The organism is Mucilaginibacter sp. L196, assembly GCF_009765905.1.
Taxonomy (GTDB): Bacteria; Bacteroidota; Bacteroidia; order Sphingobacteriales; family Sphingobacteriaceae; genus Mucilaginibacter.
Map to the genome: position 1 here is coordinate 94,718 of NZ_LMUO01000006.1, position 14,701 is coordinate 109,418.

General features: G+C 39.9%; 8 protein-coding genes. 2 read left to right on the top strand and 6 right to left on the bottom strand.

Annotated features, from left to right (window positions below; genetic code table 11):
- Positions 1-190 precede the first annotated feature (190 nt).
- Positions 191-4,405: a two-component regulator propeller domain-containing protein gene (locus tag GSQ74_RS01585; protein WP_254060785.1), complete on the top strand. Its 4,215-nt coding sequence runs from the start codon at positions 191-193 to the stop codon at positions 4,403-4,405.
- A gap of 158 nt (positions 4,406-4,563) precedes the next feature.
- Here the strand turns inward: GSQ74_RS01585 and GSQ74_RS01590 are convergent, their stop codons facing one another.
- Positions 4,564-4,839, bottom strand: coding sequence for a hypothetical protein (locus GSQ74_RS01590; RefSeq protein ID WP_158989370.1), 276 nt, complete (start codon positions 4,837-4,839; stop codon positions 4,564-4,566).
- Between the two features lie 211 nt (positions 4,840-5,050).
- On the opposite strand from GSQ74_RS01590, the gene GSQ74_RS01595 reads away from it, so the two are divergent.
- On the top strand, positions 5,051-5,827 hold the full coding sequence (locus GSQ74_RS01595) for an HAD-IIA family hydrolase (RefSeq protein ID WP_158989372.1): 777 nt from the start codon (positions 5,051-5,053) through the stop codon (positions 5,825-5,827).
- Between the two features lie 96 nt (positions 5,828-5,923).
- On the opposite strand, the gene GSQ74_RS01600 is transcribed toward GSQ74_RS01595, so the two are convergent.
- From GSQ74_RS01600 to GSQ74_RS01620, 5 genes are all read right to left on the bottom strand, one after another.
- Complete coding sequence (locus GSQ74_RS01600) at positions 5,924-6,715, bottom strand: FHA domain-containing protein (RefSeq protein WP_158989374.1); 792 nt, start codon at positions 6,713-6,715, stop codon at positions 5,924-5,926.
- Between the two features lie 6 nt (positions 6,716-6,721).
- A complete protein-coding gene (locus GSQ74_RS01605; protein WP_158989376.1) occupies positions 6,722-10,780 on the bottom strand; it encodes an FtsW/RodA/SpoVE family cell cycle protein in 4,059 nt (1,352 codons plus the stop codon).
- A 4-nt stretch (positions 10,781-10,784) separates the two neighbouring features.
- On the bottom strand, positions 10,785-12,179 hold the full coding sequence (locus GSQ74_RS01610; RefSeq protein ID WP_158989378.1) for a PP2C family serine/threonine-protein phosphatase: 1,395 nt from the start codon (positions 12,177-12,179) through the stop codon (positions 10,785-10,787).
- A 93-nt stretch (positions 12,180-12,272) separates the two neighbouring features.
- Positions 12,273-13,223 (bottom strand): hypothetical protein, encoded by a 951-nt coding sequence (locus tag GSQ74_RS01615; protein WP_158989380.1) that lies wholly within the window; start codon positions 13,221-13,223, stop codon positions 12,273-12,275.
- Positions 13,223-14,521: a serine/threonine-protein kinase gene (locus GSQ74_RS01620; protein ID WP_158989382.1), complete on the bottom strand. Its 1,299-nt coding sequence runs from the start codon at positions 14,519-14,521 to the stop codon at positions 13,223-13,225. The genes GSQ74_RS01615 and GSQ74_RS01620 overlap by 1 nt, the downstream gene beginning before the upstream one ends.
- Between the last annotated feature and the right edge of the window lie 180 nt (positions 14,522-14,701).

The following is a 14,701-nucleotide window of genomic DNA, read 5'->3' on the forward strand; positions in this document are numbered from 1 at the left end:
TAGGCTTAGACAAATAACAGACAATTTTGACGTAATTAAATTGTTCAATTAGTCAAATATTTAGTCCGATTAGTCATTTTATTACATTTCCATCCCCATATAACTCATTGTTAAATAAGGATGTATAAATTAGCCAATAATGCAATCTGCTCACAGATTGCCAAAACCAATTATAACCGATAACCAAGAAATGGTTCATAAATATTTTAGTGATTATTACTATCGAGTGGTTAATAAATTATGCTTATGGGTAGCTTGTGTACTTGTTTGTTTTAAAGTAATTACGCCATTACCGTTGATGGCCCAAAGCATGAGTTTGAGGTTTAAGCACATCACGACAACGGAGGGACTATCAGGAAATACGGTAGAAACTATTTTTCAGGATAGCAGAGGATATATTTGGTTTGGCACAAGGGATGGATTAAACCAATACGATGGTTATAACATCAGGATATTTAGAAACAATGCAACCAATTTAAAAAGCATAAGCGATAATTATATTAAATGTATTTGTGAAGATGCCCGGCATAATATATGGATAGGCACCTTAAATGGGCTGAACAAATTTGATCCATATAAAAATTCATTTACGGTATATAAACATGATCCTTCAAATAAAAATAGCCTATCGAGTAGCGAAATAAATTGTTTGTATAGTGATAAAGAAGGTAAATTATGGGTTGGCACAAGTAGCAGTGATTTGAACTACTACGATGTTAAGAATGACGTATTTAAACAGTTTCAATACAAAAAAGATCCGCTTAAGCCTGCAAATGATGAAATAAATGATTTGTATGAAGACGACGATAGAAATTTATGGATTGGGACAGATAAAGGAATATCGGTTTATAACCAAAAAAGCGATACCTTTTTTAATGCTTTTAAATTAAACGGAAAATCAAATTCTTATATCAGCTATGCTATAACTAAAATACAGAGAGATAAACAAGGAAATATTTGGATAGGAACACTAGATGATGGAATAGTTGTAATTAATCAGAAAGCTCAGACCGTTAAACAATTCCGCCATAATGATAAAGAACCATTTAGCCTGAGTACCGACCAGGTAAGAAGTTTATTTATTGATAAAAAAGGTAAAATATGGGCGGGGGGAATTAACGGCAGCCTTGATTTATTTAACCCTGCCATTAATGCCTTCATCCATTGTAAAAACGTACCGGGCAACCCACTTAGTTTATCTCAAAAAACTATATCCGCTATTTTTGAAGATAACCAGAATGACCTTTGGGTGGGTACACATCGCGGAGGTGTTAATTTTTATGCCCCGTTAGCTGATAAATTTAAACTGGTACAACCGCAAGCTGATAACAACAATAGCCTGAGCTATAATGATGTTAAATCTTTTTGCCAGGATCATCTGGGTAATATATGGGTAGGTACTGATGGAGGAGGCTTAAACTTATATAATACCGCTAACAATACATTTCAGCATTATAAGTATAATGTTTATAACACCAAAAGCATTAGCTCTGATGCCATTTTAAGTATTAATGAAGACCATGAAAACAATTTATGGGTAGGTACCTGGGGTGGTGGTTTAAACCTAATGGACAGAAACAATAATACTTTCGTTCATTTCACCAATACCCCGGCCAACAAAAATTCAATCAGCTCAAATTATGTGCAAGCAACACTTGATGATAGCGAAGGGAACTTTTGGGTTGCAACTTATTACGGCGGACTAAATCTTTTCGATCTTAAGACACATACATTTAGGCGAGTAACCAGTGACCCGAAACAGGAAACCAGTATGTTTGGAAACAACGTTGTTTCCTTAAATGAAGATAAGGATAAGAATGTATGGATAGGTACTGATGACGGCGGCCTAAATTGCTATAACCTAATAAAAAATAAGTTCACACATTATTTTGTTAATGGCCAACAGATACCAGATATAAGAACAATTTTTACTGATAGCAAAGGCAGGGTTTGGGTTGGCCATGCAGGGCTATATCTGTATAATAAATTTGCTAACCGATTTGATTTGTTTACTGATAAAGGTGGCTTATCATCCGAATTTATTAAAGGGATTACTGAGGATAAAGAAGGTCATTTGTGGATATCTACCTCAAATGGATTAACAAAATTAAACCCGGATAATTATTCAATAAAAAAATACAACATCGCCGATGGTTTGCAAGGCTTGGAGTTTGAAGCCGGATCATACATGCAAGCAAAAGATGGTGAAATGTATTTTGGCGGCATTAACGGGTTTAATACATTTTACCCTCGTGACATCAAAATCAATCAATTTATAGCCCCTGTTTATATAACTAACTTTCAATTATTTAATCAAACGGTACAACCCGGCCAGAAAAACTCTCCATTGCAGAATGATATTAGCTTTACGCACCATGTTGATTTAAACTATCAACAGTCATCAATTTCGTTTGAGTTTGCGCTGTTAAATTATACTGCGCCAGAGAATAATCAATACGCCTATAAATTAGATGGCTTTGAAAAAACATGGCATTATAGCCATACAGAACGCAATGCTAATTATACTAACCTTGACCCTGGGCATTATACATTTTATGTAAAAGCTGCTAATAACGATGGTGTATGGAATAATAAACTCACCTATGTTGAAATAGATATACGTCCTCCTTTTTGGGAAACGTGGTGGTGTAAATTATTAATTTTCCTGTTATTTTTCACATCGGCTTATTTTTTACTCCTTTTCAAAAAAAATCTTGATCTTAAAAAGATTGATGAAAAAAAACGAGAAGAAATGCACAATATCCAATTGCAGTTTTTCACCAATATTTCTCACGAATTCAGGACACCCCTCAGCCTTATTTTAGGGCCAGTTGAAAAAATGATGAAGGAAGATGACCGTTTAATTTTTCATCAATATTATGAAACTATACGTCGTAATGCCAACAGGCTATTGTTATTAATTAATGAGCTGATGGATTTTAGAAAGGCAGAAACAGGAGTATTAAGACTAAGGGTTATGCCCGGAAACTTAAATTTATTTATTGAAGAGATTGCCGAAGATTTTAAAAGCGTGGCCCTACAAAAAAACATCAATTTATATTTAAAAACAGATAAGGATTTAGGTGAAACCTGGTTTGACCGTCAAATTATAGAGAAAATAATATTGAATTTGATGAACAATGCCTTTAAATATACCCAAACCGGTGGGAGCATCACTATTGAGCTTTACGAAAGTGACCGGGACTTTACCTCTGTATATGAACATCAAATTGCTATTAACGCTAATTATAAGGGTAAAAAGTATGCATACATACGTGTTTCTGATAATGGAATAGGAATATCGAATGATTCGATACAACATTTATTTGAACGCTATTACCGAATTACCGATGCACATATGGGATCGGGCGTAGGTTTAGCTTTTGTAAAAAGCCTTACACTTTTGCATAAAGGAAGTATATATGTTAATAGTAAAAAAAATGCGGGAAGTGACTTTATAATAAGATTTCCTGTTGATAAAACCGATTATTCAATTAATGAAACCTGGGTTTCAAAATCAATAACTGGGGCTATACAATTAGAAAGCTTAACCGCACCTGCGTATCAAAATGAAAACAGAGAATTACAGGAATTTACTAAAGCTGATATTATAAGCAACAATAACAGGGCCTATAAGATTTTAATTGTTGATGATAATGAAGAACTCCGGAACTTTATCCATCATAGCTTGGCTGAGTTTTATCAAATAATTGAGGCCGCGGATGGAATTGCTGCTTTGGCCATAACTAGAGCTGAAATGCCTGATTTAATTATCAGTGACCTGATGATGCCAAAGATGAATGGGATAGATTTTTGCAGGGCGTTAAAAAAAGATAAAAAAACCAGCCAGATTCCGTTTATTATACTTTCAGCAAAAGATGCTATTGAATCAAAAATAGAAGGTGCAGATTCAGGAGCTGATCTGTATTTCCCAAAACCTGTAAGTATCCATCTATTATTACTTTCTGTTAAAAATATTTTTGAGCAACGAAGCACTTTAAAGGAACGTTATCTGAAAAATTATTTTTCAGAAGCCCAGGAAATCACTGATTCGGAAAACGATAAGGTTTTTCTTGATCAATTAATAAGCCTTATTGAATTACAACTAAGTAATTCTGATTTGGATGTTGACTATATATGTAAGGAAATGGGCATGAGTAAAACAAAATTATATAACAAAATAAAGGGCATCACCGGTTATTCAATTGGCGAGTTTGTACGATCGTTCAGACTAAAAAAAGCTGCTAACATTATCACCCACGAAGATATTTTGCTAACTGATGTAATGTATCGTGTAGGGATACAAACGCAGTCGTATTTTACAAAAGCATTTAAAAAAGAATTTGGTAAAACGCCTTCGCAATTTTCGCAAGATATTAAAAACCAGAAAGAAGATAGATTATAACAATCATGAATACTATTTCTCAATATGGAGGTTCCCATTTTGAATATTCCGGAAGGTTTTACCACCTACCTTGTTCCGGAATAGCAAAACGGTTGCCCCATTATCACATAGCATATTGTTGAGCTATGTTTGTGCTCCTTTCTTTCTTAATGTATGCGTTACTCAGCAACAAGGTCACCCAGGGACACATTAAGCAGCCTGCATAACTCGCTTAGGCTTTCGGAGGTATGCGTATATGTGTTACCGAGCCAGGCTCTTAACGGCCGTATTTCCCGGCGCATCAAAACGGCGAAATGTCGCCTTGACCAACTGTTCTGACGCAGTAATATTTCAATACGTTCAGCGATTAATAGTCGATTCTCTTTCAAGCTAATATCAGCAGGGCTGAACTTGCTCAAAATTACAGTTAGCAGGGAGTTGCGGTCATCTGTCATAACGTAAATTTTAAAGGTGATGTGCTTAAAATTAACAAACGGATTTTGCATTCACAAATTGTCTGCGTCATTTTTTGTTTACAAACAATTTTAGGTATTTATAGAAATGATTTAAATCGGAAATCGCGCAGTCAGTTTCTGATTAAGAATTTGAATATCCAATTAACCGTAAAATATTTCAATACATTTGCGGCCTATAACACTTATCGAAATGAAAAATGGTCTTTTAATTGACATGGACGGTGTCATATACAGCGGCGAACAACTTATACAAGGTGCTGATCGCTTTATCAATGATCTGGTCAAATCTGATATTCCTTTTGCCTTCATGACCAACAATAGTCAAAGAACAAGCCTTGAGGTAGTCAGAAAATTAAAGCGGCTTGGGATTACAGTTGAAACCCGTCACGTTTATACAAGCGCAATGGCGACCGGAAAATTTCTGGGAGATCAAAGCCCTAACAGCACAGCTTATGTTCTTGGAGAAGGTGGCCTGCTGACGAGTCTACATGAAAATGGAATCACATTAGTGAACTCTGACCCTGAATTCGTTGTACTAGGAGAAGGCCGAAATTTCACACTTGAAATGGTGGAGCGTGCCGTTGATATGATTTTAGCAGGTGCTAAGTTTATTACGACTAATCGCGACCCTTCACCAAAGAAACCGGGCTGGAATAACTTAGGAATAGCGGCAACTACAGCGATGATAGAGGAAGCTACAGGAAGAAAAGCTTTTGTAACGGGAAAACCGAGCCCGGTGATGATGCGGTCGGCCCGTAAATTTCTTGGGCTGGAAACCGCTGAGACAACAGTTATTGGCGACACGATGGAAACAGATATACAGGGAGGGGTACAAATGGGCTATAAAACCATTTTAGTATTGTCAGGAATAGCCAGCAAAGAGCAATTGAGCTATCATGCTTTTAAACCAGACATGATTGCGAGCTCTGTGGACAAAATCACCTTTCCTTTAAAATGGTGGCAATAGGCAGCATACGGCTGCCTATAATTTGCATTTTCATGAGTTGAGTTAAGTCGTTCGATTTAGACGGACGGTGGTTCCCGACACTGGTCAAACACCGAATCATGCCTCTTTTACAGAATGGTAGCTAAACTCCAGTACAGCTGAATCGCCTAAGATAATCTGGTCTCCGCCAGCCAAACAATGGCCTATTTCAGTCGAGTGCAGTTTGATGAGGTTATCACCCTTTAATGTTTTAACCTTAATTTTATTACCTGGGGGCACCCCTCCCTCATCGGCGTAAAGCATAAAATATCCATCGTCATTATTCCATTCAATATGCGCGTGCTGCCTGCTAATAAATTTATTACTTGGATTAGCACTATCGCCGGGGAAAGCAATGTAATTGGTACGAAAAAAACCACCGGCTACCTGTGCCCTTCTCTCCCTGCCAATATTGATCTTACCGGCATCGGAAGTAATTTGGTAGCCCGTCTGCTCCGCCTCCCCGCTCAATACAGCAATATAAGCGCTCCCTGTTTTGAGCAGCGTATGCTCTTTTGTGCGAATAAATAAAGCAGCATCCAATTCTTTTGATTTTAAAGCCTCAGCCGGGATCGGTTCATCAAAGCTAACTTCCAATACCCAGTTTGCCGGCAGGTCAAGGGCATAATCATCCGCTATCTTTTGAATTTCCTGTTTAAACTTATCCGGTTCAGCGGCATAAATCGCGGCCTCGTAAATATGTTTTTCATTACTATTCGCTGTGATGAACAGGTTCACTCCTTTAATGTGACTGCCCTCGCCGCCTTCCGCTTTTTGTAATTCGGCTTTTATAAAACGAAGCAACGCGTCGCGCAGGCTTTTTACATCTTGCGGGCCTTTATTTTCATTCTTCTTAAATAGATCAAACATGGTAAATCAATTATCTGCAATACTTTTTATATAACCCTTTTTTAACAATAATGGTATAATATCTCGCCCGGCAAGGTGCACCGCGTCTGACGATCCTCTGGTGGCTTCAATCCGTATACAAACCACTAAATTACCCGTACCGTTTGCCATAGGCGCAAAAAATACATACCAGCCATCATTTATGCTTTGCTGTTTCCAGATGCGTTCGGGTGTACCTGTTTTTCCAGCAACACTTATGCCTAAAATTTCAGCTTTAGGGGCACTCTGCTCAATCATGTATTTAGTAATAGTAGCCGTATACTGCGGATCATTAGCTAGTTTTATACCGGATTTCACAGGTTGCGGAATACCATTAACTTTTAACACGAACCGGTTAGCTATCAATGTCCCATTATTAGCAACACCCGATACCAGCCTCGCAACCGCGGCAGGTGTAGCAATCAGCGCTCCCTGCCCCCATGCCATGCCCGATATACCTTTAGCGCGGGTGCGGTGGATATTATCAGGGTCATACTTTGGTTTGGTGTTAAATTCTGTTTTGCGCCATAAGTCTCTCCATTTTTCTTCCTGTTGTTCATTATCAGGCGCTTTGGTGTAAAAATAACCACCAACCCCATGCAGGAACATTCCCGTTTTTAAATAAAGGTCGCCCATTTGTTCTTGCAGGTGTTCCTGGTTAGCTAACTTAATAAAGTAAACGTTGTTGGATTTGGCGATTGCGCGCTCAAGGGTGATTAGCCCTGTTTCATCCGGTTCCACACCTTTTGTCCGGATACGCTCAGCCATGCTTACATTAAACTTAACGTCATCTGCAGCCATACCAAATTTATTAAATGATGCCATAGCGGTAAGCACCTTAGCGGTTGAGCCTGGTTGTGTGGCATAAGTAAAGCCAATATCGCTGGTGGTCATCCATTGCGACAGCTTATTTTGTTCAGGGACAGGCATGGTCAACTGATCGTAATTATGTATTGGCGGCAAAGGGTAAACCGCAGAGGCCAGCACATCACCGCTTGCAGCTTCCATCACTACAACCGATACACGATTATCTGCAAGTGATGTATCCGCAGCCATAGTTTGCTGTATACCGGTCTGCAGTTCCGCATCAACCGACAATTGTACATCACGATTACGTTTTTTGAATTGCGCTACTTCATCGCTATTAATACCTGCAATAAGCAAGGGCGCCAGCGCACTGTAATCCCGTTTTTGAACCGACATCTCCTTTACACCACGTGGCAAAAAGCGATCCTCCTGGTAATGACTGGCCTGTACATTATAATTAGTTACCGGCATTTGAAAACCACGCAATTCAGCGGCATGTTCATATTCGGCAAAATAGCCGTTTATGCTGCCATTGAAAATACCTGTATTGGCATCGCCTACCCAGAAGAACATTTGCGCGTCAAATGGATAATATCGTGTAAGCCGTTTATGCATGGCCGAATCCAGGTCATATTGACCGGCCCCTGCGGTATTTAATAAATTCTGTTGTTTCCTGATTAGTGAAGGATCGCTCGTCGCCAATATGAGCCCCAACCTGTCATAGAGGGTACCGGCCTGTAGTTTATTCATTAGTATAGCGATGCGCGGATTATAACTAAACATACGGGCGCCGCTTTTATCTGCTACTAACGCGGGCTTCACTATCCATTTATTACTTTCAAACAAGTAACTTGATATATTAATTACCAGCAATATAATGCCTATACATGCGGCCATTAAAGCAGGCACCAGGTTATGGTCCTGTTGTTTGGTGATAAACGACATTTGCACAGGGGTTCCTTTAACCCTCGATGCCGATAATAAAAATCCGGCGGCTAAAAAATTAGCAACCAGGGAAGATCCGCCATAGCTTTCAAATGGTAATGCTACTCCCGATAATGGTAACGCCCCGGTTGAGCCGCCCGCTATCAATAAAAACTGGATGAATGTGCAAACACCTATACCTGAGCATAAATAAAAGAGAAAAGGCGCACCGGTTCGCCGGCCAATAATGATGGATCGGTGCAGGTATAACAGGAACAATAAAAATATAGCAACTATGCCCGTCCAGCCAAATTCTTCACCAATGGCAGGCAATATCATATCTGTGTGTGCCTCTGGGATGGTTTTTGCAAAACCCCGGCCTACGCCCTGCCCGGTGATCCCGCCGCCCGACATGGCCCATAAACCATTGGCTACCTGGTCGCCGCCGTAAACTTCGTTATTCCATGCATCTTCCCATATCGCTTTACGATCCGACAAACGTTCTACCGGGCCGGGTATGAGCTTATCCAAGTGCGGTATTTTATCGATAGTTAAAAATCCGGATATGATGATCAGCGCCATAATAGCAGATTCACTTAATCGCCGGCCTTTAAACAGCATAACTACAACCAGCATAATAGCCGTAATTAAGGTAGATAACCAAACATTTTTAAATAACCAGGTAAGCAGTACATAAAACACCACTGCCATTGCCATTGAAATAAAATCGCCGCGTGAAAAGGAAAAGAGAATAATGAAAGTGAAACAAATAATAATAGCAGGCCCCATATCGCCCAGTATCAGGAACAGGAAAAGCGTTGCACCTATAGCTATTAATGCAAATGAAAAAAACGACCATCGTTTTCGCCAGGTGGCGTATTCACTGATGAATTTTTCATTGATGGCAAAGAAACCTGCCAGGAAAATAATAACGAGGTATTTAACTATTTCGCTGGGTTGGACGCCGAACAGATTCACTTTTACACCACTGCCTTCAGGGCCTGAGCCAAAAAGAATTGTTAGCATCAATAAAGCCATTGCAACGATTATCCATGGCCAGCCGTTTGCTGCTTTTTTATTATTCTTGAATATGAACAGCCTGTAAATACCTGAATCGGCATTAAACCGCCTGATATTACAGCATAATAATGCGATCATAGCTACAAACCCAAGCGCTAAGTATATAAGTGAATCTTTAGCAAAAAACCGATCACGCAAAGGGTCCTGTATGCTAAGCAGCATTAAAAAAGAAATACCGGTAAGTATCATTATTAATGGCAGTATAACCTGGTCGGTGGCAGTAAACTTCAAGCTTAACAAGCCGTGCATGATAAAAAAACACAGGAAAAAACTGGCCACTATAATTACATACCAAAAATTAAATTCGGACGGCGTCCGAATGATAAGCGCCTTTTCTTTTTTTAAGATATTGAAATCTTTAGTTGATAACAACCTGATGGTATGTGGTGAACGGTTGAAATTAAAAGTCTGATCTTTATCCAAACTTTCGGTACCCATCGACCTGCCAAACTGGTAACCGGGCTGAAGCGGCAGTATAACAAATGCTTTACCCGCCGGTAGATCGTGAAATGCATATTCGCCATTTGAACCTGTACGGGCATATGCGATGATAGTTTGCAGGTGGCTTTGTCCCTGCACATCGGCAACATAAGTTAGCTGGTAGCCTTTACCCCTTATTGTTTTTACTTTGGTTTGATCCGTTTCCTCATCGGTGAATGTACTATCCTGTGGAATAACCATTTGCAGGCGTATCAATACACCTCCAGCAGGCGATCTTTTATCGAACACTTCGCCCTTTATGCTGTAACCGCTTAAACCTATATCGGTTTGCTCCGGCAATTGCGGAGGATTATTTTTCTCCTGTAAAAATCGTAAAGAATCGTTACCGGTATAACCCAATAAGGCGCGGGATACCAAAACTCTGTCTTTAAACGATTGGCCGCCAACAGCAAAGGCTTCATCGGCATCAATATTATACCTTGATTTATTTAAATCGCCAATGTTATCAAACGCGGTACTTGTTATTTGTTTGGCGACTACGTTCCCGATAAGTTCTATGTCCTTGGGGTCGTCAAAGTAAAAACCTTTTTGCAGCAATTTTTCAAAGTTGCCCGCAGCGTCCTTTGCATTCAGGTTAACCATTGTGCCATCCTGCAGGCGTTTATCTACATCGGCAAAGCTCTGCTGGCTAACCTGGTATAAACGCAGGAATAACAGCCCCAAAAGCACGCTCACAAGCAACAAGAACAAACGTTCCTTTTTTCGTGAAACTGATGTGGTGTTTGCCTGCTCCATCGGTCTATTTGGTTTTAACAGGTAATGAATCGGCCTTTAACATTAATACAGGTAGCTGGCCGCTAAAGTATTTTTTATCTGCCAGTGTAAAAGACTGGCTGATTGCTGATTTGCAATTATTGAATCGTACGTTTTTAAGCGACAGGACATTTCCTGTTACATCAATCGCGGTAGTAAAACCGCCGAATGATAAGCTATCTAACACAATGTGTTTGCATTTTGAAGATAAGATAATAGCAGGGCCATTATAACCGCTATCACATTGCAGTATAATATTTCCTTTTGCTTTAAGTAATAATGAGTCTTTATCAATCCTGATAGCCTGACTAATAATAATCGGGCCGGTAAAGGCGGTATCTATAAGTATAATTGATTGCCCTTTTACATTATTTATCGTCTGCTGCAATTTAATTTCCCCTTTGCTGAGGGTCTTTTTAGCAGGGGTAATTGTTTTAACAACTGGGGGCAAACTATATAAATAAATGCTGGTACTCAGGAATATCAATGCCAGGATAGCAAAAAGGATAGCGGCAATATTATTTTTCTTTTGATGAACAGCTATGCTAGCCACAGGTTGTTCGAATTGTTGCACAGCCGGTTGCGATTTAGTAACACTTTCCGTGACTTTATTTGCCGCATACTGTTGAGGTGTTTTGTCATTTTGCACTAATACTACAGTAACATTATCCCGACCTCCTTTTTCATTGGCCATGTCAATAAGCAACCTGGTTTTCTCTTTTAAGGAACCTAGCCGGCTTAAAATGGAAACAATTTCAGTACTGTTCAACATGTCCGACAAGCCATCGCTACACAAAAGCAACATGTCACCGGGCAGGAAAGGCGATTGGCCGGTTTCTATATAATCAGCATGCTGATTTAAGTCTTCTTCAAATCCCAGAGCCTTGTTAATTTCGTTTCTGCGGGGATGTTCCATCGCGGCTTGTTCAGTTAAACGCCCGGATTCTTCCAGGAAACCAACGAACGACTGATCGTGGGATATTTTCACTAACGAACCATCACGGAATAAATATAGCCGGGTATCGCCCACATGCGCATAGTAAAAGCGGTTAGCCGATATATCGGCCAGTGCAACAGTAGCAACGCAGCTCATTTCCTGGTATTTGTTACTGCGTTTCTTTTCAGCAATAACACGTTTATTGGCTAAATGAAAGCATTCGACAAGCATTGGGATAGCTTCTTTAAAAGGTTTCCCGGCACACTCAATTACAGCCGTTTGTGCCTGTTCGGCTGCTATTTCGCCTCCGGCATAACCGCCTACACCATCAATAACCGAAGCCAGTATAAATTTACTGCCGTGAACCTGTTGCGCAATAAAGAGGTCCTCGTTGTTTTCACGCTGTTTGCCGGTGTCGGATAATCCGAAAAATTGCTCATTCATTTATCTCACGTGATTTTTTTATGTCGTAAAAATGTGAAACCAGCAATGCCACGCTAACAATTAATAACCCTATGGATAGTACTTGTGACATATTTATGATTTGAAAATATTGATACCAACAATGCCGTTCAACAATATTTTAGAATTTACAGGCAGTTCCTGCCATGCGGGTGAATTGATATCGCTCCTGGGCACACTTTCTTCATTCAAAATAGTTTGTTCACCTACAGACGCCATGTAAAATTTGCTATCCGCCTTATTAAAACGGATCAAAAGATGCGGGGTGTTTACCCACTCCGAAGGAATCCGAAAGATGTATGGTTCTTCTCTTTCCTCCTCCCCGCCCGAAACTATAATTTCCTCGTCATTCATCAGGAACTCTACTTTTTTACCGGCTAACTGTTTTTCAGGGAGAATGGTTTCCAGCCTTGCCAGGTATTTTTCCTTTTTCTTTACCACATCTTTTTCGTCGTATGACAAGTCCGCTAAATAAGGGATTTCATAATACCCCTCACTGTAATAATTAAAGCCCTTAAGTATGTCCTCGCTAATATCAAATGTTTGCGCTATACCCGTTTGCCTGGGTATAAAAGTTACCCGCAGGTTGTCTTCTTTCTTATTACTATCGGGCAATAGCTTACCAATAAAACCTATATCACCCCTTGCATAATCAGGATGCGATACCAAGCGGAACACCCATTTAGAACTTGAAGGCTCAACTGTTTTGCCCGCTTCACGATATTGCTTTAATAACTCGTAAAATCTTTTTACACTTTCATCTACGATCAGCCCCAGGATGCCTGTTTTGTTATTAATAAACTCCTTATAATCTTCAGCATTAAGGCTGATGATGTATTCATGGTAAAATACGATGCGGCCCGCGAATGATAATTGGCGAATGCTATCGGTAAACTTGTCGATAATATAATTATAAACATCATCAGGGCTAAGCATAAGCTGCTTTTTATTTTTGCCGGTATTTTCACTGGTTAAAAACCAGTCATGGATACCGATACGCTGCCAGATAGAAGGTTTTGAGTCCATTAATTCTGATTATTATTTGTTGTATCCGTATTGGTGCTGTCCGTATTTCCTGCTTTATTTTGCTCTGATCGTATAACACCCTGAATCGCACTTTGTGTAGTAGAATCTGCCTGTTTTCGTTTGTTTTGATAATCGGTATTATCTTCTTTTTGAATTATCGGTGGACTACTGTCGGGCTTAGCGATCGAATCGGGCACAGTGTGTGGTATCGCTTTCTCTACAGGCCTATTGTTGCTCAACAATGTGTAAGTGTTATAAGCCAAAGAAAACAAGAGCAAGATGACCAATACTGCAAAAACGAGAGAGGAAACTGTCATTTTTCCATCGCCGGCATTGGGTTGTAACAATGGAGTTTCCGCCTTGATTTCCTTAGCTATCTCTGTTTTTATTTCAGCTACGCTGCTTTGTGCTATCGCTTCATGTAGTTCTGTACCGTCACTATAGCGCCCTTCAGGTTGCTTTTCCAGGCACCTGCCAATTAAAGTCAGTAACCACCCCGGTACCTGCATCTCTCTTTCCTGCTGTGCGCTTGGCCAGCTTTTTGGCAGGTTTTCTCTGCGCAGTTTCAGCAAGTCCGGCAAAGGTGATTCCATGTGCGCGAGCATTACCGTATTCCTCGCTGTTTCCCCGTTATCATGTAACGGGAACGGCACCTGCCCTGCCAGCAATTCGTAAAGTATGATGCCGTAACTATAGATATCTGTTCCGAAAAGCATCTTGCCCTCGTTTTGCTCCGGCGCCATGAATTCTATCGCCCCCGCATGCCGCATGCTGCTCCGCCTTTGCTCATCTGACATTACTGACAACCCAAAGTCGAGCAATACATAATTCCCTGAATGGATATTGAACTTTACATTGTTGCTTTTAATATCGCCATGTTTTACACCTACTTTATGGCAGTGCGACAATGCGCAGGCCAGCTGGTCGGCCAGCTTAATGGTTTCCTTAATGGTGAATATTTTTTCATTTGGCACTTTCAGCAATTCTTCCAGGTCTGGGCCTTCAATAAATTCCATCTCGATGAAAGGGAATGAACCGCTCTCTGTAATACCTGAATTGAGTATCTTAACTACATTAGGGTTTGGAACTTCATTTACTTTTTTCAGCTTTTCTACTTCATTTATAAAGTTCCGGTAGTTTTTATCTTCCAGGCTTTCGCTATGGATCGGAGTGGGCAATATTTTAACAGCAGTAATTATTGGTCCTATTCGCCTGCCTTTATACACTGAGCCCTGCCCGCCTGTACGCAGGGCACCCATATTCTCTAATCCCGTGGTTATCGTAAATATTTTGCTCATGCTGATCGTTCAGTCAATTGCACTAATTAACGTAAACTTATGTATTAAGTTTAAATAGTTTTGTATTAAAGTTGAAAGCCGGGGGGCGGATATTCGTTTTTGATCTCCCGCCGAAAATGAAACGTATATTTGAAATGAGCAGAAAGAAGAACCTTTCCCATTAAATTCACACGGATGTAC

Excerpts from the sequence above, each read along its gene's own strand:
- GSQ74_RS01585 (WP_254060785.1), top strand. The coding sequence starts at position 191 with ATGGTTCATAAATATTTTAGTGATTATTACTATCGAGTGGTTAATAAA.
- GSQ74_RS01590 (WP_158989370.1), bottom strand. The coding sequence starts at position 4,839 with ATGACAGATGACCGCAACTCCCTGCTAACTGTAATTTTGAGCAAGTTC.
- GSQ74_RS01595 (WP_158989372.1), top strand. The coding sequence starts at position 5,051 with ATGAAAAATGGTCTTTTAATTGACATGGACGGTGTCATATACAGCGGC.
- GSQ74_RS01600 (WP_158989374.1), bottom strand. The coding sequence starts at position 6,715 with ATGTTTGATCTATTTAAGAAGAATGAAAATAAAGGCCCGCAAGATGTA.
- GSQ74_RS01605 (WP_158989376.1), bottom strand. The coding sequence starts at position 10,780 with ATGGAGCAGGCAAACACCACATCAGTTTCACGAAAAAAGGAACGTTTG.
- GSQ74_RS01610 (WP_158989378.1), bottom strand. The coding sequence starts at position 12,179 with ATGAATGAGCAATTTTTCGGATTATCCGACACCGGCAAACAGCGTGAA.
- GSQ74_RS01615 (WP_158989380.1), bottom strand. The coding sequence starts at position 13,223 with ATGGACTCAAAACCTTCTATCTGGCAGCGTATCGGTATCCATGACTGG.
- GSQ74_RS01620 (WP_158989382.1), bottom strand. The coding sequence starts at position 14,521 with ATGAGCAAAATATTTACGATAACCACGGGATTAGAGAATATGGGTGCC.